We start from the raw sequence: 25,663 nt of genomic DNA, 5'->3' as shown, positions 1-25,663 counted from the left end.
AGTGCGGGGATGACCGACCACATCCTCCGGTTACTGGCCCGGCATCTGCCCGGGTACGAGATCAGGACCATCACCGGCCTGGGCGGCGGATCGGACAACATCGCGTACGAGGTCAACGGTGAGATCGTCGTACGGCAGAGAAGGGACGACGACCCGACCTCCCGGCGCGAGGCGACTCGGCGCGAGGCGGCCCTTCTGGCCGTCGTGAGCGAACTGTCCCCACTGCCCGTACCTCAGCCGATCTTCGTGGAGGACGGTGCGGGCATCCTCGCATACGCAAAGCTCCCAGGCCTTCCGCTGAACCTGCATCCGGTCCCGGAGCCCGTGCGACTGGCGGCACCTCTGGGGGCCTTCCTCAGTCGGCTCCACACGGCCCCGGCAGAGCGGATGGCGGCGCTGGTGCCGCGCGACGCCTATCCGCTGGGAGACCTACGGGAGGATGCCGAGCGGGACTACCGAGACATCGTGCCGCACATTCCGGTGCCTTCTCGCCGCCTCGTCGAGGACTTCCTCGCCCACACGGCTCCACAGGGGCCCGACACGCTTGCCTTCTGCCACAACGACCTGGGCAGCGAGCACATCCTCGTGAACGTCGAGACGAGCACCGTCACGGGGGTCATCGACTGGACCGACGCGGCCCTCGCCGATCCCGCCTACGACCTCGCCCTGATCTACCGGGACCTCGGTCCGGAGATCTTCGACCTGACGCTGACGCACTACGAGGGCCCTTTCGACGTCGCCGGGCACGAGCGGGCCGTCTTCTACGCCCGGTGCTCGCTGCTGGAAGACATCGCGTACGGCCTGCGCACCGGCGCCCGGCAGTACGCGGACGCCGGTTTGGCCCACCTCCACCGGACCTTCTCCGAAGCCTCCTATGACGGTCAGCGAGCGGGACGCGCGTGACTTCGAGACACGGTTTGGGGAGGGCGCGACGCGGATTCCTCCGGCAGCGACCCCAGCAGGGTGAGGGCGTCGGCACTCGGTGAGCCCGGCTCGGCGTGGTAGACGACGAGCAGTTGCCCGTCGACGCCGGTGACGGCGAACTTCTCATAGCGCAGCTCGAGATCGCCGACGATCGGGTGCCGCAGGCGGTGCACACCGCCGCCCGGATGCGGCTTGGCGTCGTGGCGCGACCAGAGCCGGCGGAACAGGTCGCTCTTCACCGACAGTTCGCCGACCAGGTCGGTCAAGCGCGGGTTGTCGACGTCCGGGCCGACCATCACCCGCAGGGCGGCGACCAGACTGCTGATCCGGTTCTGCCAGCCGGGCAGAAACTCCTGCACGGCAGGGTCGAGCAGCACCGAGCGGAGAACGTTGGTGCCCGGGGTGAAGATCGGCGACAACGCCATGGCGAGACGGTTGGCCGCCAGGACGTCCTGGAACGGCCCCTGGACGTACGCGGGGGTGTTGTGCCAGACGTCGAGCACAGATTGCACGCCTGGTCGGACCCGCTCGGGGCGCCGCCGCCGAGGTTCCTCCGGGGCGCCGAGCGCGTGCAGGTGTGCGGTCGCGTCCTCGTCGAGGCCGAGCGCGCGGGCGATCGCATCGATCACCTGGGGTGAGGGACGTCGGTCGCGGCCCTGCTCGAGCCGCGTGTAGTACTCGGTGCTGATCCCGGCGAGCATGGCCAGTTCGTCCCGTCGCAGCCCCGGCACCCGCCGATGGCCGTTGTGGGGCAGCCCGACATCCTCGGGCCGGATCAGCTCGCGCCGGGCCCGCAGGTATTCGCCGATCAGGTTCACGCTCTCGACCCTAAGCCGGTCAGGGCCCCCACTGGGTAGCCCTGGCAGCACCCCTCTCAACAGGGGAATAGTTGATTTGCCGGGTTCGGCGCACGCTACCGGCATGACTTCACGAACCTGGCTCATCACCGGAGCCAACAGCGGTTTCGGCCGGCACCTCAGCGAGCAACTCCTGTCCGGTGGCGACCGCGTCGTCGGCACCTTCCGCGCTCTCGGCAGCGTCGACGATCTGTCGGCCCGCTGGCCGGACGCCTTCCGCGCGGCCCACCTCGACGTCACCGACCCGGCCGAGATCACCGCGGTGGTCGACGAAGCATGGGCCGCCCTGGGCCGGATCGACGTCGTGGTCAGCAATGCCGGGTACGGCCTGATGGGCGCGGCCGAGGAGTTCACCGACGAGCAGGTGGTGCATCAGATCGCGACCAATCTGACCGGCTCGATCCGGCTGATCCGCGCCGCGCTGCCGCACCTGCGCCGGCAGGGCGGCGGCCGGATCCTGCAACTCTCCTCGGTCGGCGGCCAGGCGGCGTGGCCGGGCGGGTCCCTGTACCACGCCACGAAGTGGGGCGTGGAAGGATTCGCGGATGCGCTGACCGGCGAGGTGGCCCCGTTCGGCATCGGCGTCACCATCGTCGAGCCAGGCGGCGCCCGCACCAACTTCCGCTACGGCAGTTCGGTGCTGGCCGACCGCATCGAGGCCTACGACGGCACGCCCGCCGCGGGAATCCGCCGCATCCTCACCGAACGCACGACCGAAGCCATAGGCGACCCGGCCCGGATGGCCACCGCGATGATCGCCGCCGTCGACCAGAACCCGGCACCCCGCCGCTTGGTCTTGGGCAGCGACGCCTACCAGGCCATCGAACACGCCCTGAACGCCCGACTGGCCGACGTCCGCACCCAGCGCGAGTCGGCGGAGGCGACGGACGCCCCCCTGGAGGGCGTGACCACGGGCGGCCCGGCCGACCTGAACGCGTAGAAAACTCGCCATGCAGGTGCGTGCCGCGCGACCCAGACGCCCAGCACGGCCGAAGACCGTATCAAGGCCGCCGTCGAACGCTGCACCGGCTCGTCTATGCCACGTCACGTCGTAGAAGGTTTGCGATCAGGTCACGAAGGCGGCCGAGCGGCCTCACGTTGACTAGCCTCACCGGCATGCCCCTCGCCTCGATTCCGAGCCCTGCCGAAGGGGTCTGGCATCTCGGATTCATCCCGATCCGGGCCTACGCATTGTGCTTCGTCCTCGCGATCGCCTTCGGCATCTGGCTTAGCGAGCGCCGCTGGCGCGCCCGCGGCGGCGAGAAGGGCGCGATCAGCGACATCGCGGTCCCCGCAGTGATCTTCGGTCTGATCGGCGCTCGCCTCTACCACGTCATCACCGACTGGCAGACCTACTTCGGCCCGCGCGCGATCAAGGAGCCCTACCGGGCGCTGTTCATCTGGGAAGGCGGGCTCAGCATCTGGGGCGCGATCGCCCTGGGAGGCGTGGGCATGTGGCTGGCCTGCCGCCGCCGGGGGCTGTCTCTGGGCGCCGTGGCCGACACGGTCGCGCCCGGCATCGCGTTCGGGCAGGCGATCGCCCGCTGGGGCAACTGGTTCAACCAGGAGCTTTACGGCAGTCCGACCACGTTGCCGTGGGGCCTGGAGATCGACCAGGCGCACGGCGGCGAGGCAGGCGTGCTCTACCACCCGACGTTCCTGTACGAGTCGCTGTGGGACGCGGCGCTCGGTTTCGGACTGATCCTGGCCGGCAGGCGGTTCACGCTGCGCCACGGCCGCCTGTTCGCCCTCTACGTCGCCGGCTACACGTTCGGGCGGTTCTGGATCGAGGGGCTGCGGATCGACCCGGTGGGCGGAGTGGACCACGCGGTGACGCTCCTGGGGCTGCGGATCAACCAGTGGACCTCGATCGTGCTGTTCGTCGGCGCGCTGGTCTATCTCTGGGTGACGCGCAACAAGGACACCGAACAGATCGTGGTAGCGGCCTCACAACACAAGGCCTCGCACGAGGAGAACGGCGGGCAGGCCTCAGATCCCTCCGGGAGCACCTGACGCGACCGGCATGCCGAAAGCCTCCCGAACACTGTTGTGGCAAGTCCACACTTCAGGTACTTGCCGCTTGGCGCCGTTGTCCAGTGGATTCAGGTCAACCGGTGCCGCCGGGGGAGATCAGGCCGGTCTCGTAGGCGACCACCACGGCTTGGACACGGTCACGCAGGCCGAGCTTGGCCAGGATGCGCGCGACGTGAGTCTTCACCGTGGCCACGCTGAGGGTCAGCCGGTCGGCGAGTTCGGCGTTGCTCAGGCCGGTCGCGAGCAGGCGCAGCACGTCCAGTTCCCGAGGCGTCAGCTGGGACAGATCGCGGTGGAGGGTGGGCTTCACGTTGTCGCGGCGGGCGAAACGTTCAACCAGGCGGCGGGTGATGGTGGGCGCGAGCAGGGCGTCGCCGGAGCGCACCAGGCGTACCGCGGCCACCAGGTGTTCGGGTGTGACGTCCTTGAGCAGGAACCCGCTCGCCCCCGCGGCGAGCGCGGCGTACACATAGTGGTCGAGGTCGTAGGTGGTCAGGATCAGCACGCGGGTGTCCTCGGCGCCGCCCGCGAGGATCCGCCGGGTGGCTTCGAGGCCGTCCATCCGCGGCATCCGGATGTCCATGAGCACGACGTCGGGCCTGGTACGGCGGACCGCGGCGACGGCTTCGTCCCCATCGGCGGCCTCTGCCGCCACTTCGATGCCGTCGGCGGCGAGGATCATGCGGAATCCCGTGCGTACCAGTGCCTGGTCGTCGGCGATGACGGCGCGCAACCGCTCGGTCATGTCGTCCTCCACGGGACGCGGGCCTTGATCCGGAATCCGCCCCCGAGAGTCCGTCCGGCGTCCAGAGTCCCGCCGTAGACGGCGAGCCGCTCGCGCAACCCGATCAGCCCCCTGCCGTCGCCGGCCCGCGGCCAGGCACTCCGTGTCCCGCCGGTGTCTGTCACCTCGATCTCCAGCCAGTCGCCGTCCTGACCGATCGTCACGAACGCGGCGGCCCCGGCCGCGTGCTTGATCGTGTTGGTGAGGGCCTCCTGTACGACGCGGTAGGCGGCGAGGTCGATCCCGGGAGGCAGCGGCCCCGGCGGCGACACCTCGACGCTCACCGGCACGCCGGCGGCGCGGACCCGTTCCACCAGAGCGTCGAGCTGGTCGAGCCCGGGTTGGGGTTCGAGGCCGTCGGAAGGCCCGTCGAGACGCTCGCCACCCGGGCCGGCGAGCAGGCCCATGACGTTGCGCAGTTCGGCCATGGCGGCCCGGCCGCCGGACTCGATCGCGAGCAGAGCCTGTTTCGACTGCTCCGGCTCCATGTCCATGACCTTGCGGGCCGCGCCGGCCTGGATCACCATCACGCTGACATTGTGGGTCACCACATCGTGAAGCTCGGCCGCAATGCGGGAGCGCTCCTCCTCGACAGCCCTGCGCATGGCGTCTGCCTGCGCCTGCTGCAACTCGGCGAGCCGATTCCGGCTGGCTCCCAGCTGTCGCCGCCAGAAACGGACGGAGCTTCCGAAGACGCCGACGCTCAGCAGGACGACGAACGGCCCCATCCAATTCGGCAGCCCAGGCGCGACATCCCGGAAGGCGCCACCGGCCAGCCCGGCCGCGACCACCAGGCCACCTATGGCCAGGAACCGGTTACGGCTGTAGGCGACGGCACCGTACGCCGCGACAGCGCAGGTCAGCACGGTGATCCAGGTGGCAGCCGCGTGGGTGGCCAGCGCCGCCGCCAGCACCACCCAGAAGGTGATGAGCGGGTACCGGCGCCGCGCCGCCAGCGGTAACGCCGTCAGCGCCACCAGGAACGCGGGCGGGTCGTAGGGCTGAGGCTTGGCAGGCGCGTTGCCTGACGGGTCGCCAAAAGGTGGGGGCAGGCCGTTGGACGGGACGCCAGGAGGTGGTGGGTAGCCGGTCGGGGGATCAGGAACCGGCGGGAGATCAGGAACCGGCGGTGCGGGCGGAGCGACAGGTCGGAGCCGCAAGTACTCCCTCACTTCGGAGTGATCCGCGATCACTGGATGTTTCGCCGATACGGTCACCGCGATGACCATCAGGACGATCGCGACCACCACGTCGACGGCGAGTGCTCTGCGAGACGGCCTTGGGGGTCCGTCGCCACTCAGCCCTTGCGTGCCCCGGACGCCCCGCCCGTCCGGGTAGTCCTCGTCCAGCCGGCTGCCCAGATCGAGCACATGCCGCCACCACGGTGGTCGTTCACCGGTTTCCACCGGCACATTGTCACCGCCTGCCTGCCCGTCCCGCATCGGCCGTTGTGACGGGACTCATGGTCTTCGGGAGTACATCGCAGGGATGACCTGGCGGCCCCTCGTTCTCAGGCAGTACGCGATCTCGGTATGACGGCCGACGCGCACCGGCAAGGGCAGCGCCTAGTTTCGTTCCCGCCAATCACGCCGCTCTGGAGCCGCGGCCTCGCCGAAGGCGTCGAGGCGCTGTTCATGACCGCCTTTCGGATCACCTATCAGGAGGACATCGCGTGACTTCTGTCCTGCAAGCCCAGGCACTGGGCAAGAGGTACGGCAAGCGCTGGGCACTGAGCGACTGCACCATCGACATCCCGGCCGGCCACGTCGTCGGGCTCGTGGGCCCCAACGGAGCCGGCAAGACCACACTGCTGAAGCTGGCCGGCGGCCAGCTCCAACCGACGACGGGCGACATCACGGTGCTCGGCGAGCGGCCCGGGAGCACGCCCGCGCAGCTGGCCAGGGTCGGGTTCGTCGCCCAGGACACCCCGCTCTACGCGGCATTGACCGTTGCCGAACACCTGCGGTTGGGCGCCCGGCTCAACCCCCGCTGGGACGCCGCGCTCGCGCGGGAGCGCAGCGGACATCTCGGGCTCGATCCCTCGCACCGGGCAGGCAAGCTGTCGGGCGGCCAGCGCGCCCAACTCGCCCTCACCCTGGGACTGGCCAAGCGGCCCGAACTACTGATCATGGACGAGCCGGTGGCTTCGCTCGACCCGCTCGCCCGCCGCGAGTTTCTCCAGGGGCTGACGGAGGCCACCGCCGACCACAAGCTGAGCGTGGTGCTCTCCTCCCACCTGGTCTCCGACCTGGAAAAGGTCTGCGACTACCTGATCGTCCTCGTCGACTCGCGCGTCCGGGTAGCCGGGGAAGTCGACCGGTTACTGGCCACCCACCACCGCCTCACCGGCGCCCGCCACGCCTTCGATCGGTTCCCCTCCGACCAGCGAGTGATCTCCGTCAGCCACACCGATCGGCAGAGCACCGTCGTCATCCGTACCGACCCACCGATCCACGACCCCGCCTGGACGGTCAGCCGGCTCAGCCTGGAAGACCTCGTCCTCGCCTACATGGACAAGTCCACGGAGAACCGGCGAGCCCCCCTGGAGGTGCAGCAATGATCTGGCTGACCTGGCGCCAGTTCCGCGGCTCGGCCGTGATGACGGCCGCCGTACTCCTCGTCCTCACCGTCGTGCTGGCCCTGACCGGCCCGGACCTGGCCTCCCGCTACACCGCCGGACTCGCCGGCTGCACTCCGGACGACACCTGCGACCAGTTCTTCGACCGCTTCTTCGACGAACATCAGCTCCCCTTCGTCGCCGTCAGCTTCGTCGTGCTGGCGCTGCCCGCTCTGGTCGGGCTCTTCTGGGGGGCACCGTTGATCACCCGCGAACTGGAGGCGGGCACGCACCTGCTGGTGTGGAACCAGAGCGTCACCCGTGGCCGCTGGCTGGCAGTCAAGCTCGGGCTCATCGGCCTGGCGGCCATGACCGCCGCCTGCGTATGCGGCCTCGCGGTGACGTGGTGGTCCGATCCCCTGGACAAGTCGGCTGTTCCAGACCTGGCCTTGATGGCTCCCCTGGTGTTCGGCGCGCGTGGCATCGCACCGATGGGGTACGCGGCCTTCGCCTTCGTTCTCGGCGTCACCGTGGGCATTCTGGTGCGCCGCACGTTGCCCGCCATGGCCATCACCCTGGTCGTCTTCGCCGCGGTCCAGTTCGCCATGCCGCAACTGGTCCGTCCCCACCTGATGCCCCCGGTCACCGCGACCTTCGAGCTCAGCCAGGTGAACATGGGCGGCATCCGCGTAGAAGGACAGGGCGGACCTGTGCGGATTTCCACGAGACTGGCGGTTCCCGGCCACGCGGGCTCCTGGGTCCTGTCCAGCGACCTCCTCGATTCGTCCGGACGTAGGATCGCCGGCGGCGGCGAAGAAGCGCCCGTCCCCGTCTCGGTGACGTCGGGCCCCTGCTCGCCGCAGGAGGCGGGACCACACGGCTTGGACGCGTGCTGGCTCGAGATCAACAGCCTCGGCTACCGCCAGCACGCGACCTACCAGCCCCTTGAGCGCTTCTGGGCCTTCCAGTGGATCGAGACCGGGATCTACGCCCTGCTCACCCTCGGGCTCACATGGTTCTCCTTCTGGTGGCTCCGGAGGCGCCTGTCATGACCATCAACAGGACTGCGGCCGCCGTACTCGCCCTCCTCCTGGCGGCGGCCTGCACGGCGCCGACGCCACCGCGCACCCAGGCGAGCACGGCGGGCGCGACAGCCTGCGCGCACCCCCAGGGACCGCTCGGGGCGGAGACGGGCACCACGATCGACGTCATCGAGCAGGCGTACTTCTGCATCCTCGGCAACTACTACAGCGGCCCGACGCTGGACGCCCGCTCGCTGCTGACCGCCGGATTCCTCGCCCTGACCCAGGAACTCAACCGCGACGGGCGCGACGTGCCCGACGCGACCATGCCGGCGCTGACCGGTGACCGGAAAGCCGACTGGGCCGCCTTCGAGACCGCCTACCGGAAGACCACCGATCAGGTCCCCGACCTGCGCGACAAGCTGGCCGTCGTCACCCTCGAGGCCATCGTGGCCGCCCTCGGCGACAACCACGCCCGCTGGACGCACGATGTCGCACGGCCGCTCGACTACTACGACGGCGACGGCTACGGCCTGGGTCTCCAGGCGAACGTCAGCAGCTCGCAGATGGACGGCAGCACCCCCCGCGTCGCCCTCGCTCCGCTGTTCGTCACCACCGTGCTCGGCGGCGCGGCGCGGGCTGCGGGACTGCGCCCGGGGGACGTCATCGAAGCGGTCAACGGCTCGGCGCCCTTCGTCGACGGCAAGGTCACCCCCGCGATCGCCGCGCTCTATCCGACGTATCCCGAGGCGCGCCCGATCGAGTTGCGGCTCCTGCGGCAGACCACCGGCCGCCGCTGGACGGTCACGCTCAAGCCCGGCCTCTACCAGCGGGACCTGGCCGCCCTGCAAGTGGTGAGGTCGAAGCTGCTGGACGACGACATCGCCTATGTACGGATGACCGGATTCGCGCCCGACTCCGCGAACCGGGTGTTCAAGGCGATCTCCAGGCTGCGCGCCAGCCGCACGCCGGTCGGCGTCGTGCTGGATCTGCGCGGCAACGGCGGCGGCAGCCCTGTCGAGGCGGCCCGCCTGGTGAGCGCGTTCGTCCACGGCAAGGTCACCGCCTACCAGTGCACCGTGGACAACAGATGTGCGACCGCGCGGACCGACGACACCGTCGAACTGCTCAACCTGCCGCTGGTCGTGCTCATCGACCACGGCTGCGCCTCGGCGTGCGAGCACTTCAGCTCGGCGGTCCAGGACCTGCACCTCGGCCAGTTGGTCGGGACCAGAACCGCCGGCGTGATCTCCGGCCCGGCGCAGTCCTACCTGCTCGCCAACAACACCGTCCTGAGCTTCCCCGCCAGGCACCACCTCGGGCCCGATCGCGAGGTCATCGACCGGATCGGCGTGCCGCCCGACCACTACGTGCCCCTCACCCCCGAGAACGCCGCCGCCGGGCGCGACCCCGCGCTGGCCGAGGGCCTGACCCTGCTGCACAAGTGAACGGACCTCTCCATGAGACAGATCCTGGCCGTCGCCCTAGGACTGGTCGTCCTGGCCGCATCCGCCTGCTCCGCCCCCGCGCCGCCCCGGTCCGACGCCCCGCGGGCCACGCCCACCGGCCCGGCCACCCTGCCCGCGCCCACCGGAGGCCATCCGGTCGGCACCACCGCCCTCTACCTCAAGGACACCTCCCGCCCCGATCCCTGGGACCCCGACGTCCAAGCCAGGGAGCTCAAGGTCACCCTGTGGTACCCGACCGAGCAGCGCGACGGGCAACGCTCGCCCTACATGACACCGAAGGAGTCGGAGCTGTTCTTGAAAGGCTCGGGGATCGCGAGCACGCCGTACGACACGCTGAGCAAGACACGAACCAACGCCGTCAAGGACGCCGCCCCCTCCGGCCGGAAGCTTCCGCTGGTGGTGCTCTCACCCGGCTTCACCAAACCGATGAGCACCCTCACATCCCTGGCCGAGGACCTGGCCAGCCGAGGGTACGTCGTGGCCGGCATCGACCACACCTACGAAAGCTACGCCACCACCCTCTCCGACGGCCGAGTCGCCGAATGCCTCGCCTGCGACAGCAGCAGCGACCCGGGCTTCGGCGCAGGACTGGTCCAGGGTCGAGCCGCCGACGTTTCCTTCGTCCTCGACCAGCTGACCTCCAAGTGGAAGCATTCCGACCTGATCGACCGCAAAAGGATCGCGATGGTAGGCCAGTCGATCGGCGGGGCCGGCACCGTGGCGGCCATGGTCAAAGACCCACGCATACGCGCCGGAATCGATATGGACGGCACCACCTACGCTCGGATCCCCCAGAGCGGCCTCTCCCGGCCGTTCATGTTCCTGGGTTCACAAGAGCATGTCCCGGGCGGCGGCGACAATTCGTGGGACCGTGACTGGAAGCTGCTGACCGGGTGGAAGCGCTGGCTCGTGCTGTCGGACGCCGAACACCAGTCCTTCACCGACATCTCGCTGGTGGCGGACGTCCTCGGCCTCCAACCTCTCCCTGGCATGCTGCCCGCGGCCCGTGGCGCAGAGCTCACCCGCACCTACGTGGCAGCCTTCCTCGACCAGCACCTGAAGTCGCTGCGACAGCCCCTCCTGGAAGGGCCGTCATCCCGCTACCCCGAGGTCAAGTTCTGCCCCGCGACCTGCGGTCACTCCTGAGCCCCTGCGCCGCCGAACGCCAACGGTGACGTCCACGGTCACTCCAGCCACCTGCTGTGCCAAATGCGTGCTGAATCTCATCGCAGGAGACCTCCGAGCAGGCCTAACCACCGCCGGGAGATCTCATCAATGCCACGGCTACTCCTCCGGCGAGGGCGACCGCCCTGTCGAGGAGCATGCCGTGAAGGGTCACATGGCTTGACGCTGGTGTCACCGAGGCCGCAGCGTCCCCCAGCATCGGCTCAGCTCAAGCGGCAGGAGCCCGTGGTGTCAGACCCTCCGCTCGCTGCAGTGGCACCCGTGCATCTCAGAAGGGCTGCATCTGGTCGAGAACGTTCGCTGCGATCTCCACGATCGTTTCGACTTTGACCATGTCTGCCCGGACATCATCGGCGCTGAAACGTGGAGATTCCAGACGCGGATACTCCGCTTCGTTCCGTCGTCGCCGCATCCGATCAAAGGGACGCAAGTTCTGGCCAAGCGGTGGATCAAGCTGTGCGCTGACCGCCTCGTATACCGCGATGTGCCCACCGCGACTGCTGGTCCGTAGACCTTGGTTCTCCAGAACGGCGCATAGCGCCTTACGCGATGCGTCATAGAGCAACTGGTAGGCGCCAATCGGATCCGACTCCATCGCAAGTCGAGCCGTCGCCATATGCTTCCGAGCCTGGTCGAGCAGCTCATCAGCCTGGGCACGGCTAGCCGCGACCCTTTCGACCTCACCACGGGCAAGCATGCCCTCAACGATGGCGCGCCCCTGTTCCCACCTCACCGACCATGCCCCCTATCAATCTTGAGCTGCACCAGTGGCCGGGACCTGACCGTGTCCAGGAAGGGATCGCCGGCCGATGCCTCCCAGGCCACACGACTCACCCGCCGCATGTTGACCTCCCGGCCAAGTTGACGCTCCGCGGCTCTAGCCACGTCATAGAGATCATCTTCATCAACGTCGCCGACGACCAGAACGTCTACGTCCCGTGGCACTCGGCCCGGCTCGCCTGAGTAGCGCGCAGCCCAGGAGCCGTAGATGTAGGCCTGCTCGACAGCGGCAACGTCGGACAGTCGCTCGCCGAGAACGGCCGAGGGCCCATACGTCAGAGCGAGCAACTCAGTGAGTGGCCGAGCCACGACCACATCGGTGTCAGCGCTGACCATCCGCAAGTTGCCCACTCTTCGTTCGACGATCAGGCCCGCCGCCGAGAGACGATCGACCTCGCGGGTGACGGTCGAAGCCGAAACGTCGAACCTCTTCGCCAACTCAATCTGGGCGTACTCCTCGCCAGGGTGCAGAAAGAGCCATGCCAGGAGCTCTCCCTGAAAGGGAGAACGCAGCAGGGGCAGCAAGACAGAAGGCGGCTGTTTCATAAACTGAAACATAGCTTGCAGCTTACGCAAGTTGCACGGTCTACGTGCGGGAACTCGCGTTCTTGGGTCGAGCCACTCGCCGATCCCGCGGTATCCGTTGGGGATCTTGAACAGATACTGCTTGGTGGCGGCGGTTCAGTTCAGGCAACAGCAGCCAGGTCTCGAGGCGAGGAAGAAGCCCTTCGAGTATGTGTGACGAGCATCACATTGCCATCCAGTAGGCCCCTGATCTGCGGTTATTCGTGTTTTGATCCTCTTTAGGCATTATTTACCGTTTCATGCCCTTTACGGCTATCTGCACCAATTGGTACGTTCCTTGCCTTACAGCGGCACCCTCAATGGCGCCGCCGTCGCGGACACGGACGGCCGGCCGTGTCCGAAACGAACATCCACTGTCACCGCCGCCATGTCCTCTCCGCCCCCCTGGGCGTCGGTGATCTGCCGAATCCGTGCCGCAAGGAGGTACGGAGCCGGGGAACCAGTCGACCTTCGATGAAGGTCTGGGGTGAATCGGCGCGCCAAGCGCCGTAGGGCAACTTCCCTGCCCGAATCCGTCAGCTAACCCGGTAGGCGCAAGCGGAAGACCCTAGGAGCCCCCCTTGCCTGCCAACCCCACCACTCTGTTCCGCATTGCCTGTGTCACGCTCAGCGGCGCCGCGCTCACTGCCTCAATAGGAGCCTTCAGTGCGGTGCCTGCGGCCGCCGATTCGGGGACATTGACAGTCACACCCCCGGCATCGACGGTCATCCCACCCGAGCCCGCCGCACGACCCGTTGCGGGGGCCGCCCCGTACACCGATGAGATTCTCGTGACGTTAAGGGCGGAAGCCTCCGCGAGCATGAAGGTCACCAAGTCCGCTCTCCAGCAGGCGAAGGCCAAGCGCGCCATTGAGATGGCGACAAATCACCTCGGCGATCCCTACGTGTGGGGCGCCACGGGCCCAGGGGCGTTCGACTGCTCGGGGCTGGTCCAGTTCGCCTGGCGCAAGGCCGGCGTCATGCTCCCGCGCACGACGTGGTCGATGCTCAGCGCCGTCAAGAAGAAGGTCTCCCTGGCGCATCTCAAGCCGGGCGACCTCATCTTCACCGACGGCGGCGGCCACGTGGGCATGTACATAGGACACGACAAGGTGATCGCCGCCCCCCATACCGGCGCGGTGGTCAGGATCGACAGTCTCAACGGTTACTGGAGCAGCAGCTTCGTCTCCGCCGTGCGCCCCGACGTCTGACCCTGGGGCACCAGGCTGGGGCTGGATGTCATGATTGTTCGCCATCACCCGGGCCGACCCGGCAGCGTGTCTACTCTCCGCCCAGGAGACGCTCAGAAGCAGCGGTGACGAACGCGGACACGGCGGACTCGAATTCAGTCTCACGGATCTTGAGTTCATCCGCGCCGGAAGCGTGACGCAGCGCGTCTATATGTGTGAACGCGGTATCGGCGAGCGGCTCCGGCCTGCCCGACAGCAGCCGCAACCGAAACCGTGCCGTCTCGGCGAGAGCACCTACGCGATCAGCGTCAGCGAGAAGTTGCTTGTGTGCGGCCGCATCCGACTGGTTCAGCCATACGGCGACGATGGCGCGCTTGAGTTCGGTCAACGCAGCAGCGAATTCGCTGTAGGCGGCTACGCGCTCCCGGCGTAGCCATTCCTGCCGGGCGCCTGCCTCGGCTCGCCTGGCAGTGCGCTGCTGGAACAGGTACGTGCTGAAGGATCCGAATAGAGTCCCGAGCACGGCGATCAAGCTTCCGAGAACAGCGCTCACCCGAACGAGTGGATCACACCCGCCGCAAGGGGCCAAGAGGCGCCGATCCATGATGGCGAGGAACCGGCGTCATCTCTGACGCCGGTTCCTCCATGGGGTAAGGAGCCCTTACGCCTCGCCGGTGGTCAGGCCGACCGGGCAGACGACGCCCGTCCCAACAAGGCCGCAATGGTCCCCGACATTGGCTCAGCTCAAGCGGCGGAAGCCCGTGGTGTCAGACGGACCTCGACATCCGCGTCCAAAACGCGTGCCAGGCGTTCCAGAACCGGCAACGTGGGGATCGTCCCGCCGACCTCGAACCGCGCCACCGCCGATTGCGTCATGCCGGCCTCGCGTGCCAGAACGTTCTGACTCCAGCCTCGCCCTTCACGCATCGCCCGAACCGTCTTGCCCAGTTCGTAGGCGAGACGCGTCGCCTCATACACCTCAGCCGCACCCGGCTCGGCCAACCGGCGATCCCTGAGCTCTCGCCAGTTCTCCTGTTCGCTCATACAGCTCACGTCTCCGGCTCATGCGTCGGTGTCTTTCGGGTGTCGCGGCGAGGCGTAGACAACCCAGACAGTACGGGCGTCGTCATCTATGACGTAGCGGACTCGCCCGCCGCTGGTTACCTCGAATTCCCATTGCTCCAGGTCATGGCCATTATGGCGATGAGTCGCAAGGTCACCGCGCAGGCGGTGTTGACGCTCGTTATCTGCCCGTGAGCGTGGATCCGCGCGCAGTGCCTCGAAACATCGACGCGTGTTGGCCAAGGCGTGACGGCACAGTTCCTCCCACCCCTTGACCGCGTCACTGGTACCGAACCGGATGTCCCATGCACCATCAGGAGGTGGAACCGTGACCCGGTCTCCACGCTTCGGACTCACGCTGAAACCTCTACCGGTCCAAAGTCGCCGCTCGTAGCCTTGCGAGCCTGGGCGTAGTCCACGGGGTCAGCCTTGATTCGGGCGGTTGCCCGCCAGCCTGCGATCACTTCCTGCGTGGTGACATCGACTTCCAGTTCGGCGGCATCGGAGAGCGCCTCCACCAGTTCGAGAGTGAAGGCACGCAGCTCATCGGAGGTCAGGTGGCGAACCCAAGGAAAGACCTCAGGCATGGCGATGACCAGCGCTCGGGCGGTCGGATCATGCTTGATGAGGGCGAGGAACAGTCGGGATGCCGTAGCGAGCGTCTGCCCGCGCTGATCCTCGCGGTCGGCGGCGGTCAGGTAGAAATCTGGGGCATCACGGTGAGTGACACGTACTCGGCCGAGGCGCGCGGCGCGTTCGGCGACAGCTCGAGGGTTCCTCGACAGGTCCGAGAAAGTGACGGCGTCGGCATTGCTGGTGCTCACAACGCCAGCATAAGTCAGAACACATTCTGATGACCGGGACTCGTAGGAGCTGTTCCTCGGCCATCGCATGCCACTCATGTTGGAGCTGCCATGAACCGGGATCAGCCCGAGTCCAAAGGTCCACACTCCCAGGAGTGATCGCGACGGTAGACACAGATCCTCCTGCCATGAGCGCCGCTAGATGGGTCACATAGCTTGACGTTGGTGCCCATCAGTACGCAATGCCCCCATCGAACGACTCGATCTTTCAGAGCTGTCCAGGAAGCAGGGTGAGCGCGTCGAGGTGGCGGGGGCGAACGACGGTGAAATGGCGGCGATCAAGGGTTGCCACCTCAGACAGGCCGAGACGCTCGGCAATGGAGATCACAGACGCATCGACCGCACCCAACGGAAGGCTGGCGTACATAGCCACGAGATCACCCATGCGGGATAGATCCTCGTCGGTCAGGTCGACCAGTACCAACCCGTTCCCGAACGAATTCAAGAAGGCGGCTTCCGCCTTGCTCCCTTGTCGTTTCTCGACCAGTTGGCAAACCTCGGTGACGACCGTCGCGGGAACCAACAGTGGGCGGGATGGGAGCGAAGCAGGTGGGCGCAGGTGGCGTGGTGGTCATCCCGGACGTTGATCGCTGCTACCAATGGCCCCGAGTCAATGACGATCACGAAGAGTGATTGTCCTCCGAGCGGAGGATCTCCTCTGACCGTTCCGCGAAATCGGGTTCTGCTTCCAGCATGCCGATGAAGGGCAGATCGCGAATCGCCGGCTCCTCGTTGAGCTGATCACGAACGAGGCGCAGGAGAGGAGCGACCTTCTCCTCGGGCAACTGATCCACCAGATGGTGGAGTTCCTCGCGCATCACGCTCATGCATCGAGTCTAGCCAGATGGCCACTGCTGACAGGAGAACCCACGACCCGGGACTTCCAGCGCAATGAGCCACTCAGCTCCTGCGAAAGATCACTCCTTCCGGGCGTCATGCCGAAGGGTCACATAGCTTGACGCTGGTGCCCCCGATCCCGCAATATCCGTTGGGGACCTTGTACAAATACCGCTGGTGGTAGCCGTTCACTCCAGGCCATAATTCCTACTCACCCGAGCTGTTGAAGAGCCGGGCCTCCTGACTGACCGGCCCTTACACTTGGAGCATGGCATTCGACGACGAGACCCCGAGCGAGTCAGAGGCACTTGACGAGGTGCAGCTTCCTCGGCACCTCGCCGCACTGGTCGGCGCGCTCCAAGGGCCGCCGGACCTCGGTGCCCGCCACGACCACTACCTCACCTATCCTCACCACGAGGAGCCCGGCGAAGCGGTCACGGCGTGATCTTGTGCGACACGGGACCCCTCGTTGCGGCATTCAACAGGGCGGATAAAGATCACGGGCGCTGTGTGCGGTTCCTGGCGCGAAACTGGACCCGGCTGGTTGTCCCCTCGCTCGCCGTGACAGAAATATGCCACCTGCTATCTGACCCGGTTCGGCGTGGCAGTTCTGCTCTTGCCGCCGAGTTCTGCGCGGCGATCGCCGACGACGAACTCCGGGTTATCGAAGTAACACCTCACGACTACCGTCGAATCTCCGAGTTACTCGCGGCATATGCGTCTCTGCGGCTCCAAGCCGTGGACGCATGCGTGATCGCTCTGGCCGAGCGCCTCGATCTTCGCGAAGTCGCAACGCTCGATCAGCGGGACTACCTGGTCGTTGCCCCTCGCCACCTACCCAAGGGGCAACGACTCACGATCTTGCCTGCTGACTGATCAGTCATCGCCGAAAACGGCTCTGGCCCTCGATCGGAGACCGGCAGGCCGGGCGATCAAGGGCCAGTGATTTTCGGAGAGGTCACGCCTCGCCGGTGGTCAGGCCGACCGGGCAGGCGACGCCCGTTCCGCCGATCCCGCAGTAGCCGTTAGGGACCTTGTACAGGTACTGCTGGTGGTAGTCCTCGGCGAAGTAGAACTCGCCGGCAGGAGTGATCTCGGTGGTGATCTGGCCGTACCCGGCCTTGGTCAGGACGTCCTGGTACGCGTCCTTGGACGCCTGGGCCACCTTCGCCTGCTGAGGACCGTGGGTGTAGATCGCCGACCGATACTGCGTGCCGATGTCGTTGCCCTGGCGCATCCCCTGGGTCGGGTCGTGCTCCTCCCAGAAGACCTTGAGGAGCTCCTCGTAGGACACCTTGTTCGGATCGAACACCACCCGGACGACCTCGGCGTGCCCGGTCATGCCGGTACAGACCTCCTCGTAGGTCGGATTCGTGGTGTATCCACCCTCGTATCCGACGGACGTGGAGACGACACCCGGCGTCTGCCAGAACTTGCGCTCCGCTCCCCAGAAGCAGCCCAGCCCGAACTCCGCGATCTCCGTGCCGTCCGCGTACGGCGCCGCCAACGGCGTGTCCAGCACCACGTGACGACCGGCCACCGCCATTGCCGCGGAACGACCCGGCAGCGCCTCCGAGGGGTCCACCATCGATGTCTTGTTCCGGCCGAAGAGCCAGCCCATCTCGAACCTCCATCCGCTCTGACTGTCCCAACCAGACGGGGGAGCGGGTTGTTCCTGACGTAAGCGGTCCTTAATATCCGGACATAGCAATACTTATTTGTATTAAATCCTAGAATCAGCAAAAATTTGGACATGCCTGAAACGCGCCGGGGGATCTTGTACGGGATCGCCGCCTACGTCATGTGGGGCCTGTTCCCGCTCTACTGGCCGCTGCTCAAGCCGTCCGGCGCTGTGGAGATTCTCGCCCATCGGATGGTCTGGTCCCTCGTCGCCGTGGTCGCGGTGCTGGCCGTCAGGCGGCACTGGTCGTGGTTCCGCACGCTGACGCGCCGCCAGTTCGTCCTGCTCACCGTGTCCGCCGTCACGATCTCGATCAACTGGGGCACCTACATCTACGCCGTCAACAGCGGCCACGTCGTGGAAGGCGCGCTCGGCTACTTCATCAACCCCCTCGTCAGCGTGCTCTTCGGCGTCGTCGTCTTCCGTGAGCGCCTGCGCCCGTGGCAGTGGGTCGCCGTGGGGCTCGGGGCGACGTCCGTGCTCATCCTCGCCCTCGACTACGGCCGCCTGCCCTGGATCGCCGTCGTCCTCGCGATGAGCTTCGGCACGTACGGCATGGTCAAGAAGTCGGCGCAGGTCGGCAGCGCGGAGAGCCTCACCGTCGAGACGCTCGTGCTGCTCGTCCCCGCGCTCGTCTACCTCACCGTCCTCGAGGTGAACGGCACCGCCACGTTCGGCCATCACGGCCTGGGGCACTCGGCGCTCCTCGTGGGCGCGGGCATCGTCACCGCGGTCCCGCTGCTCGCCTTCACCGCCTCGGCGATCCGCGTGCCGCTCACCGTCATCGGCGTCCTGCAGTACATCGCACCCGTCCTGCAGTTCCTCTGCGGCGTGCTGGTCGTCCACGAGACCATGCCCGCGAGCAGGTGGATCGGATTCACCGTCGTGTGGCTCGCGCTCGCCGTCTTCACGTGGGACGGCTTCCGCTCCGCCCGTGCCACCCGCAGGCAGGCGCGTACGGCTCCCGCGCTCGAAGCCGTCTGACGCGCTACGCCCCGGGGAGTAGGGATTCCGTCTCCCCCGGACCGACGACGGCACGGCCGCATCCCGCGAGGATCGGCGGCATGACCAAGCATTTCCGTTTCGGCGTCGTGGCGGGCTTCGCGCCGGACGCCGGGAGCTGGACGGCTCTCGCACGCCAGGCCGAGGACCGGGGGTATTCGACCCTCCTCGTGCCCGACACACTCGGCACGCTGCCGCCCCTCCTCGCCCTCACCGCGGCGGCGACCGCGACCACGACGCTGCGGCTGAGCACGTTCGTGCTGAGCGTGCCCTACCGCCGCCCGCGACAACTGGCGTGGGAACTCGCCGGGCTCGACTTCCTCTCCGGAGGCAGGCTCGATCTCGGGATCGGCACCGGACGCGCCGACGCCCGGCCTGAGGCCGAGTTCCTCGGCATGCCGTACGGCACGGCAGGCGAACGCGTCTCCCAGGTGGAGGAGCTGATCACCGAGGTCCGCACGGTGTTCGGCGGCTCCGGACGGTTCACCGGGGCCGTGCAGAAGGAGGGACCGCCGATCCTGCTCGCGGCGTCCGGGGAACGCATGCTCACCGTCGCCGCCGAGCAGGCCGACATCGTCACCTTCGCCGTCCATCCGGCGAGCACGCCCCACTCCCTCCACCGGCCGCTCGCCGTCCTCGAGGAGAAGGCGGGGGCCAGATTCGGCCAGATCGAGCTGAGCAGCAACCTCCACCTGATCGGCACCGATCCGCCGCCATGGCTGGAACGGCTGCTCCACGGCGCGGGGCCCGGCTCCCTGTCCGTGCTCGACGGGTCGCCCCGCCAGATGGCGGACACGCTCCTGCGCCGCCGGGACGAGCTGGGAATCTCCTACATCACCGTCAACGGCGTGTTCGCCGAGGCGTTCGCGCCGGTCGTCGAGATCCTCGCCGGCCGCTGACGGCCGGATCCGAGGCGATCAGCCGGAACGCTCGACCACGTAGTCGCAGAGGGCCAGCAGGGCCGCCCGCGCCGGGATGTCAGGCAAGCCGGCCAGGGCGGCCTTGGCGCGATCGGTCCACCGGATGAGCTCCTTGCGGGCCTGCTCCATGGCGGGGTTGGCGCGCAGCAGCGTCAGCGTCTCCTCGACGTCCTCCTCCGGCACCGGGCCGGACAGCAGCGCGCGCAGCCTGGCGTCATCCGGGTCCTCGGAGGCCAGCGCGTAGAGGACGGGAAGCGTGTGAACGCCCTCGCGCAGGTCGGTGCCCGGGGTCTTGCCCGAGTCGGAGGTCGGCGCCGCCACGTCGATGAGGTCGTCCCCGAGCTGCCAGGCCACGCCGATGGCCTCACAGGCGTCGGTGACCCGCTCGACGACCTCCGGCGGGGCGCCGGACAACAGGGCGCCGAACTGGCCGGAGGTGGCGATCAGCGACCCGGTCTTGTCGGTCAGCACCTGGATGTAGTGCGCGACGGCGTCGGCCCCTTCCGCGGGGCCCATGGTCTCCCTGATCTGCCCGCGGACCAGCCGCGAGAAGGTGCGGGCCTGGATCCGGATGAGCTCGGTTCCCAGGTCGGCGAGGATCTCCGACGCCTGGGCGAAGAGATAGTCGCCGGTCAAGATCGCGATGGTGTTGTCCCACCGGGCGTTGGCCGAGGGTGTGCCACGCCGTACGGGCGCCTCGTCCATCACGTCATCGTGGTACAGAGTCGCCAAGTGGGTCAGCTCGATCACGACGGCCCCCGCGACCACGCCGGGGGCATCGGGATTGCCGAACTGAGCGGCCAGGAGCATCAACGTGGCACGGAAACGCTTGCCGCCCGCCTCGAGGAGATGCTTGGACGCCTCCGTGACGAAGGCGTCCTCGCTCTCGACGGACGACCGGAGCATCTTCTCCACCGCCGCCAGCCCGTTAGCAAGGTCCACGGCCAGCTGCTCGTCGATCTGAGGGATGTCCACAACGGGCGGCGCGGCCATAGAACAAGGCTCCTAACGGATGAACAACGACTGAGCAGCGTTCTGCGCCAGGTGGAGCACAGGCTGCGGGAAGACCCCCAGGAATACGGTAGCCAATACCGCCACGCCGACCACAGCCGCGGTCCCCCGCGACGGCAGGACGACCGACGGGCCATCAGCGGCGGGGTCGCTGAAGAACATGAGCACGATGACACGGACGTAGAAGAACGCCGCCACCGCGGACGCCACCACGCCGACGATCACCAGAGGTGTCGCGCCTCCCGCCACGGCCGCCTGGAAGACGGCGTACTTCCCGAAGAAACCGCTGGTCAGCGGAATTCCGGCGAAGGCGAGCAGGAAGAAGGCGAAGATGCCCGCGAGCAACGGCGACCGCTTGCCGAGACCCGCCCAGCGGGACAGGTGCCAGGCCTCGCCACCGGCGTCACGGACCATGGTGACCACCGCGAAGGCGCCCACAGTCGTGAAGCCGTACGCCACGAGGTAGAAGAGGATCGCCGACAGGGCCTTGGAGTTCTGCCCGGCCGCCGCACCGGTCGCGACCACGCCGACCAGCAGGAATCCACCGTGAGCGATCGACGAGTAGGCCAGCATCCGCTTGATGTCGGTCTGCGTGATCGCGAGGATGGCGCCCACGACCATTGTGAGAATCGCCACAGCCCACAGGACCGGGCTCCAGTTCCAGTCGAGCCCGCCCAGGGCGACCCAGAACACCCGCAGCAGCGCGCCGAAGGCGGCGACCAGGGTGCCCGACGCCATCAGCGCCGTGATGGGAGTCGGCGCGCCCTGGTAGACGTCCGGCTTCCAGGCCTGGAACGGCGCAGCGCCGATCTTGAAGAGCAGGCCGACGCCCAGCATGGCGACGCCGATGTAGAGCAGCGTCTCCTGCCCGCCGACCACGCCCAGAGCAGCGCTGATCTTCGCGAGGTCGATCGACCCGGCGTACCCGTACAGCAGGGCCGTGCCGTACAGGAAGAAGGCGGACGAGAACGCGCCGAGCAGGAAGTACTTGACCGCGGCCTCCTGCGAGAGCAGGCGGCGACGACGCGCCAGCCCGCACAGCAGGTACAGCGGCAGGGACATGACCTCCAGGGCCACGAACATGACCAGCAGGTCGTTGGACGCCGGGAAGAGCAACATTCCGCCGACCGCGAAGAGCGCCAGCGGGTAGACCTCGGTGTGGCCGGCCCCCTCGTGCAGGGCCTGCTCCTCCTCCGCCGATCCCGGCACGGCCGCGGCCGCGGCGACGAAGTGGTCCTCGTCGTTGATCAGCAGAACGCTCACGAAGGCGAGCACCAAAATGGTGCCCCAGATGAACAACGACGGCCCGTCCACGGCGACCGCGCCCATGGCCGCGGGCTTGGTCGGGACGCCCTTGACCACTTGCCAGATGGTCAGCGCGAACGCGCCGGCCAGCGACAGCAGGGTGATCGGCACGTGGATCGCCGAGCGCAGATAACGCGGGGCGAACGCCTCCACGAGCACGCCCACGATCGCCGCGCCGAAGACGACCAGCATCGGTGCGAGCTGGGCGTACTCAAGAGTCGGCGCTTGGATGGTGCCGTTCACTGAGCCTCCTTGGCAACTTGTACGGCAGGGGCCGGATCGGTCGCCGGAACACTGGACAGGGTGTTCTTGACCGCAGGATGGATCACGTCGAGCAGGGGCTTGGGATAGAACCCGAACACCAGGAGCAACGCGATGAGGGGCGCGACGACCCACTTCTCGCGCGCGTTGAGGTCAGGCAGATGCTTGACGGACTCGGCGGTCGGGCCGTTCATCGTCCGCTGGTACATCCACAGGATGTAGATCGCGGCCAGGATGACGCCGGTCGTGGCGATGGCGGCGGGCACGAGATACTTCTCGTACGTGCCGACCAGCACCATGAACTCGCTCACGAAGGTGCTGAGGCCGGGCAGCGACAGGCTGGACAGCCCCGCCACGAGGAACGTCCCCGCGAGCACCGGCGCGACCTTCTGCACGCCTCCGTAGTCGGCGATGAACTGGGAGCCCCGGCGCTGGATCAGGAAGCCGGCGATCAGGAAGAGCGCGCCGGTCGAGAAGCCGTGGTTGACCATGTAGAGGGTCGCCCCCGCGCCCGCGTTCGTCGTCATGGCGAACACGCCCAGCGCGATGAAGCCGAAGTGCGAGACCGACGTGTAGGCGATGAGCCGCTTCATGTCGGTCTGCCCGATCGCCACGATCGCGCCGTAGACGATGCCGATCACCGACAGTGTGATCACCATCGGCGTGAAGAACTTCGACGCGTCCGGGAACAGTTCGAGGCAGAAGCGCAACATGCCGTACGTGCCGACCTTGTCCAGCACGCCGACCAGCAGCACCGCGGCGCCGGCCGGTGCCTGGGCCGCCGCGTCGGGCAGCCAGGTGTGGAACGGCCAGAGCGGCGCCTTGATCGCGAAGGCGATGAAGAACCCGAGGAACAGCCACTTCTGCGTGTTCACGTCCTGGATGGTCCCGACGAGGTCGGGGAACATGAACGTGCCCTTCCCGGCGATCGTGTAGAGCGCGATCACCGCGACCAGCATCAGGAGGCCGCCGAACAGCGAGTACAGCAGGAACTTCACGGCCGCGTAGGACCGCTGGGCGCCGCCGTACGACCCGATCATGAAGTACATCGGGATCAGCATGGCTTCGAAGAAGACGTAGAAGAGGAAGACGTCGGTTGCCGCGAAGACGCCGATCATCATGGCCTCGAGCACGAGCATCAACGAGAAGTACGTCCGGACCGACCGCTTGCCGGCCTCGGCGTCATGCCAGGAGGCCAGCACCACGATCGGCACCAGCACGACCGAGAGCAGGATCAGCACCAGGGCGATGCCGTCGACCCCCACCGCGTAGTGCACCCCGAGAGCGGGGATCCAGTCGTACTTCTCGGTGAACTGGAACTTGTCGCCGTTCGGGCTGAACTGGACGGCCATCGCGATGGCGAGAGCCAGCACGATGAGCGACACCCCGAGCGTGAACTGCTTGGCGAGCTTGTCGTTGCGGACAAGAGTCACGCCCAGCGCGCCCAGCACGGACACGCCCATCAGGATTGAGAGCCAGGGCATCACAGGTTCCCTACGACGAACCAGGCGCCGACCAGGACGGCGGCACCAACGAATATCGACAACGCGTACGACCGGACGTAACCGGTCTGGATCCTGCGCAACCGGCCGGACGAGCCGCCGATGAGGGCGGCCAGGCTGTTGACCAGCCCGTCGACCCCACGGTTGTCGAAGTAGACCGCCAGGCGGGTGAGCCACTGACCCGGCCGCATGAGCAGCGCCTCGTTGAGCGCGTCGCCGTACAGGTCACGACGGGCGAACGCGGTGAGGAACGAGCCGCGAGGGGCCACTCCGGGCACCTCGGCGGAGCCGTACCTGTACCAGGCGAACACCACGCCGACGGCGACCAGCGCGAGCGTGGCCAGCCCGGTCGTGCTGAACGGGTGGAACGAGGGCAGTTCCTCCGGCCGTCCGACCGCGGGCGACAGGAAGAGCATGAATCGGTTGCCCAGGATCAGGAACGCACCCAGGACGATCGCGCCGATCGACAAGATGATCAGCGGCCACGTCATGACGGCCGGCGACTCGTGCGGGTGGGCGTCGGCCTCCCAGCGCTTCTTGCCGAAGAAGGTCATGAAGACCAGGCGCGACATGTAGAAGCCGGTGATGCCCGCACCCAGGACGGCGAGCCAGCCCAGGATCGCGTTGTGCTCCATCGCGGTCTCGATGATGCCGTCCTTGGTGAAGTAGCCGGACAGCAGCGGGAACCCGATGATCGCCAGGTAGCCGATGAAGAACGTCACGAAGGTGATCGGCATGACCTTTCTCAGGCCGCCGTACTTCCTCATGTTCACCTCGTCGTTCATGCCGTGCATGACCGATCCGGCGCCGAGGAACATGTCGGCCTTGAAGAAGCCGTGCGTGATCAGGTGGGCGATCGCGAAGGCGTAGCCCGCCGGGCCGATGCCCGCGGCGAGCATCATGTAGCCGATCTGCGACATCGTCGAGCCGGCGAGGGCCTTCTTGATGTCGTCCTTGGCGGTACCGATGATCGCACCGGCGAGGAGCGTGGCCACGCCGACGATCGTGACGACGAGTTGCGCGGTGTCGGTGGCCTGGAAGATCGGGCCGGACCGGACCACCAGGTAGACGCCGGCGGTGACCATCGTGGCCGCGTGGATGAGGGCCGAGACCGGGGTCGGGCCCTCCATCGCGTCCAGAAGCCAGGACTGCAGCGGGAGCTGAGCCGACTTGCCGCAGGCGCCGAGCAGGAGCAGGAGGCCGATGGCCGTGGCCGGGATCGACCCGCCCTTCGCCATTCCCTCGGCCACGCCCTGGTACGACAGGGAGTGGAAGGTCGCGAAGATCGTGAAGATGCCGATCGACAGGCCGAAGTCGCCGACGCGGTTGACGATGAAGGCCTTCTTGGCCGCCGTCGCCGCCGTGGGCTTGTGCTGCCAGAACCCGATGAGCAGGTACGACGCGAGGCCCACGCCCTCCCACCCGACGTACAGGCCGAGGTAGTTGTCGGCCAGCACGAGCACGAGCATCGCCGCCACGAACAGGTTCAGGTAGGCGAAGAACCTCCGCCGCGCCGGATCGTGGGCCATGTAGCCGATCGAGTAGATGTGGATCAACGATCCGACGAACGTGATCAGCAGGCAGAACGAGATCGACAGAGGGTCGACCAGCAGTCCCACCTTGGCGATGCCGGGGATGAGGTCGTAGAGCTCGACTCCCCTGCGGCGCTCGCCGGGCGCGAAGCCCAGCAGCTGGATGAAGGCCAGTGCCGCCACGACGAACGACGCGACGGCCATGGCTACGCCGAGCAGATGACCGAACTTGTCGGTCTTCCGCCCGCCCAGCAGGAGAACGGCCGCTCCCAACAGGGGCAGAGCGATCATCAGCCAGGAGGCCCCGATCACTCCACCGGA

At 67.5% G+C, this 25,663-nt stretch carries 28 protein-coding genes and 1 riboswitch; of the genes, 13 read left to right on the top strand and 15 right to left on the bottom strand.

The window, feature by feature from the left end:
* Nucleotides 1-9 precede the first annotated feature (9 nt).
* Nucleotides 10-903, top strand: coding sequence for a phosphotransferase family protein (locus Psi02_RS10145; RefSeq protein ID WP_203973194.1), 894 nt, complete (start codon nt 10-12; stop codon nt 901-903).
* Here the strand turns inward: Psi02_RS10145 and Psi02_RS10140 are convergent.
* Nucleotides 882-1,742, bottom strand: coding sequence for a helix-turn-helix domain-containing protein (locus Psi02_RS10140; RefSeq protein ID WP_239094765.1), 861 nt, complete (start codon nt 1,740-1,742; stop codon nt 882-884). The genes Psi02_RS10145 and Psi02_RS10140 overlap by 22 nt on opposite strands.
* A 103-nt stretch (nt 1,743-1,845) precedes the next feature.
* Between Psi02_RS10140 and Psi02_RS10135 the strand changes: the two genes are divergently transcribed.
* Both Psi02_RS10135 and lgt read left to right on the top strand, forming a co-directional pair.
* Nucleotides 1,846-2,721, top strand: coding sequence for an SDR family oxidoreductase (locus Psi02_RS10135; protein WP_203973193.1), 876 nt, complete (start codon nt 1,846-1,848; stop codon nt 2,719-2,721).
* A gap of 176 nt (nt 2,722-2,897) precedes the next feature.
* The gene (gene lgt / locus Psi02_RS10130) at nt 2,898-3,794 is read left to right on the top strand and encodes a prolipoprotein diacylglyceryl transferase (RefSeq protein ID WP_203973192.1); all 897 of its coding nucleotides are present in this window, start codon (nt 2,898-2,900) and stop codon (nt 3,792-3,794) included.
* Between the two features lie 94 nt (nt 3,795-3,888).
* On the opposite strand, the gene Psi02_RS10125 is transcribed toward lgt, so the two are convergent.
* Together Psi02_RS10125 and Psi02_RS40680 are read right to left on the bottom strand one after the other, a co-directional pair.
* Nucleotides 3,889-4,560 (bottom strand): response regulator, encoded by a 672-nt coding sequence (locus tag Psi02_RS10125; protein ID WP_203973191.1) that lies wholly within the window; start codon nt 4,558-4,560, stop codon nt 3,889-3,891.
* The gene (locus Psi02_RS40680) at nt 4,557-6,005 is read right to left on the bottom strand and encodes a sensor histidine kinase (RefSeq protein ID WP_275415178.1); all 1,449 of its coding nucleotides are present in this window, start codon (nt 6,003-6,005) and stop codon (nt 4,557-4,559) included. The genes Psi02_RS10125 and Psi02_RS40680 overlap by 4 nt, the downstream gene beginning before the upstream one ends.
* Before the next feature lie 126 nt (nt 6,006-6,131).
* Between Psi02_RS40680 and Psi02_RS10115 the strand changes: the two genes are divergently transcribed.
* Genes Psi02_RS10115 through Psi02_RS10095 form a run of 5 tightly spaced genes read left to right on the top strand, consistent with a single transcriptional unit; the run spans nt 6,132 to nt 10,793 of the window.
* Nucleotides 6,132-6,275 carry a hypothetical protein gene (locus tag Psi02_RS10115; RefSeq protein ID WP_203973190.1) on the top strand — a complete coding sequence of 48 codons (144 nt, stop codon included), beginning with the start codon at nt 6,132-6,134 and terminating at the stop codon, nt 6,273-6,275.
* A complete protein-coding gene (locus Psi02_RS10110; protein WP_203973189.1) occupies nt 6,272-7,159 on the top strand; it encodes an ABC transporter ATP-binding protein in 888 nt (295 codons plus the stop codon). Before Psi02_RS10115 ends, Psi02_RS10110 begins: the two co-directional genes overlap by 4 nt.
* On the top strand, nt 7,156-8,208 hold the full coding sequence (locus Psi02_RS10105; protein ID WP_203973188.1) for an ABC-2 membrane transporter-related protein: 1,053 nt from the start codon (nt 7,156-7,158) through the stop codon (nt 8,206-8,208). The genes Psi02_RS10110 and Psi02_RS10105 overlap by 4 nt, the downstream gene beginning before the upstream one ends.
* Nucleotides 8,205-9,626: a S41 family peptidase gene (locus Psi02_RS10100; RefSeq protein WP_203973187.1), complete on the top strand. Its 1,422-nt coding sequence runs from the start codon at nt 8,205-8,207 to the stop codon at nt 9,624-9,626. The genes Psi02_RS10105 and Psi02_RS10100 overlap by 4 nt, the downstream gene beginning before the upstream one ends.
* 12 nt (nt 9,627-9,638) lie before the next feature.
* Nucleotides 9,639-10,793, top strand: coding sequence for an alpha/beta hydrolase family protein (locus tag Psi02_RS10095; RefSeq protein ID WP_203973186.1), 1,155 nt, complete (start codon nt 9,639-9,641; stop codon nt 10,791-10,793).
* Between the two features lie 307 nt (nt 10,794-11,100).
* On the opposite strand, the gene Psi02_RS10090 is transcribed toward Psi02_RS10095, so the two are convergent.
* Together Psi02_RS10090 and Psi02_RS10085 are read right to left on the bottom strand one after the other, a co-directional pair.
* Nucleotides 11,101-11,529, bottom strand: a complete 429-nt coding sequence (locus tag Psi02_RS10090) for a HEPN domain-containing protein (RefSeq protein WP_203973185.1) — start codon at nt 11,527-11,529, stop codon at nt 11,101-11,103.
* Nucleotides 11,530-11,561: 32 nt separating this feature from the next.
* Nucleotides 11,562-12,158 carry a helix-turn-helix domain-containing protein gene (locus tag Psi02_RS10085; RefSeq protein WP_203973184.1) on the bottom strand — a complete coding sequence of 199 codons (597 nt, stop codon included), beginning with the start codon at nt 12,156-12,158 and terminating at the stop codon, nt 11,562-11,564.
* Between the two features lie 429 nt (nt 12,159-12,587).
* Nucleotides 12,588-12,746, top strand: a riboswitch (cyclic di-AMP (ydaO/yuaA leader).
* Between the two features lie 251 nt (nt 12,747-12,997).
* Here Psi02_RS10085 and Psi02_RS10080 point away from each other — a divergent pair.
* Nucleotides 12,998-13,387 (top strand): C40 family peptidase, encoded by a 390-nt coding sequence (locus Psi02_RS10080; protein WP_203973183.1) that lies wholly within the window; start codon nt 12,998-13,000, stop codon nt 13,385-13,387.
* 70 nt (nt 13,388-13,457) lie between these two features.
* Here the strand turns inward: Psi02_RS10080 and kilB are convergent, their stop codons facing one another.
* The 5 genes from kilB to Psi02_RS10055 all read right to left on the bottom strand — a co-directional run bounded on the left by kilB (nt 13,458) and on the right by Psi02_RS10055 (nt 16,118).
* Complete coding sequence (gene kilB, locus Psi02_RS10075; protein WP_505858746.1) at nt 13,458-13,889, bottom strand: plasmid transfer protein KilB; 432 nt, start codon at nt 13,887-13,889, stop codon at nt 13,458-13,460.
* Nucleotides 13,890-14,110: 221 nt separating this feature from the next.
* A complete protein-coding gene (locus tag Psi02_RS10070; protein WP_203973181.1) occupies nt 14,111-14,410 on the bottom strand; it encodes a helix-turn-helix domain-containing protein in 300 nt (99 codons plus the stop codon).
* Nucleotides 14,411-14,781: 371 nt separating this feature from the next.
* Entirely contained in the window at nt 14,782-15,252 is a 471-nt protein-coding gene (locus Psi02_RS10065; RefSeq protein WP_203973180.1) for a hypothetical protein, read from the bottom strand.
* A gap of 247 nt (nt 15,253-15,499) precedes the next feature.
* A complete protein-coding gene (locus Psi02_RS10060) occupies nt 15,500-15,814 on the bottom strand; it encodes a type II toxin-antitoxin system VapC family toxin (RefSeq protein ID WP_239094764.1) in 315 nt (104 codons plus the stop codon).
* 97 nt (nt 15,815-15,911) lie between these two features.
* Nucleotides 15,912-16,118 (bottom strand): hypothetical protein, encoded by a 207-nt coding sequence (locus Psi02_RS10055; RefSeq protein WP_203973179.1) that lies wholly within the window; start codon nt 16,116-16,118, stop codon nt 15,912-15,914.
* Between the two features lie 278 nt (nt 16,119-16,396).
* Here Psi02_RS10055 and Psi02_RS10050 point away from each other — a divergent pair, with 278 nt between their 5' ends.
* Both Psi02_RS10050 and Psi02_RS10045 read left to right on the top strand, forming a co-directional pair.
* Nucleotides 16,397-16,573: a globin family protein gene (locus Psi02_RS10050; RefSeq protein WP_203973178.1), complete on the top strand. Its 177-nt coding sequence runs from the start codon at nt 16,397-16,399 to the stop codon at nt 16,571-16,573.
* The gene (locus Psi02_RS10045) at nt 16,570-17,004 is read left to right on the top strand and encodes a type II toxin-antitoxin system VapC family toxin (RefSeq protein ID WP_203973177.1); all 435 of its coding nucleotides are present in this window, start codon (nt 16,570-16,572) and stop codon (nt 17,002-17,004) included. Before Psi02_RS10050 ends, Psi02_RS10045 begins: the two co-directional genes overlap by 4 nt.
* Nucleotides 17,005-17,086: 82 nt before the next feature.
* On the opposite strand, the gene msrA is transcribed toward Psi02_RS10045, so the two are convergent.
* Complete coding sequence (msrA, locus tag Psi02_RS10040; protein WP_203973176.1) at nt 17,087-17,749, bottom strand: peptide-methionine (S)-S-oxide reductase MsrA; 663 nt, start codon at nt 17,747-17,749, stop codon at nt 17,087-17,089.
* A gap of 132 nt (nt 17,750-17,881) precedes the next feature.
* Here msrA and rarD point away from each other — a divergent pair, with 132 nt between their 5' ends.
* Nucleotides 17,882-18,793, top strand: coding sequence for an EamA family transporter RarD (rarD, locus tag Psi02_RS10035; RefSeq protein ID WP_203973175.1), 912 nt, complete (start codon nt 17,882-17,884; stop codon nt 18,791-18,793).
* A gap of 80 nt (nt 18,794-18,873) precedes the next feature.
* The gene (locus Psi02_RS10030) at nt 18,874-19,710 is read left to right on the top strand and encodes an LLM class flavin-dependent oxidoreductase (protein ID WP_203973174.1); all 837 of its coding nucleotides are present in this window, start codon (nt 18,874-18,876) and stop codon (nt 19,708-19,710) included.
* Between the two features lie 18 nt (nt 19,711-19,728).
* Here Psi02_RS10030 and Psi02_RS10025 read toward each other — a convergent pair whose 3' ends face one another.
* From Psi02_RS10025 to nuoL, 4 genes are read right to left on the bottom strand one after another with little or no spacing between them, the layout of a single operon-like run.
* Nucleotides 19,729-20,724 (bottom strand): polyprenyl synthetase family protein, encoded by a 996-nt coding sequence (locus tag Psi02_RS10025; RefSeq protein WP_203973173.1) that lies wholly within the window; start codon nt 20,722-20,724, stop codon nt 19,729-19,731.
* A gap of 12 nt (nt 20,725-20,736) precedes the next feature.
* A complete protein-coding gene (nuoN, locus tag Psi02_RS10020; RefSeq protein ID WP_203973172.1) occupies nt 20,737-22,290 on the bottom strand; it encodes an NADH-quinone oxidoreductase subunit NuoN in 1,554 nt (517 codons plus the stop codon).
* Nucleotides 22,287-23,792: an NADH-quinone oxidoreductase subunit M gene (locus Psi02_RS10015; RefSeq protein ID WP_203973171.1), complete on the bottom strand. Its 1,506-nt coding sequence runs from the start codon at nt 23,790-23,792 to the stop codon at nt 22,287-22,289. Before Psi02_RS10015 ends, nuoN begins: the two co-directional genes overlap by 4 nt.
* Nucleotides 23,792-25,633, bottom strand: a complete 1,842-nt coding sequence (gene nuoL / locus Psi02_RS10010) for an NADH-quinone oxidoreductase subunit L (RefSeq protein WP_203973265.1) — start codon at nt 25,631-25,633, stop codon at nt 23,792-23,794. The genes Psi02_RS10015 and nuoL overlap by 1 nt, the downstream gene beginning before the upstream one ends.
* Nucleotides 25,634-25,663: the final 30 nt, after the last annotated feature.

The sequence above is a fragment of the Planotetraspora silvatica genome, from assembly GCF_016863315.1.
GTDB classification, from domain to species: domain Bacteria; phylum Actinomycetota; class Actinomycetes; order Streptosporangiales; family Streptosporangiaceae; genus Planotetraspora; species Planotetraspora silvatica.
Note: the sequence above shows the minus strand (reverse complement) of the source record. Positions and strands in the feature narration are given on the sequence as shown.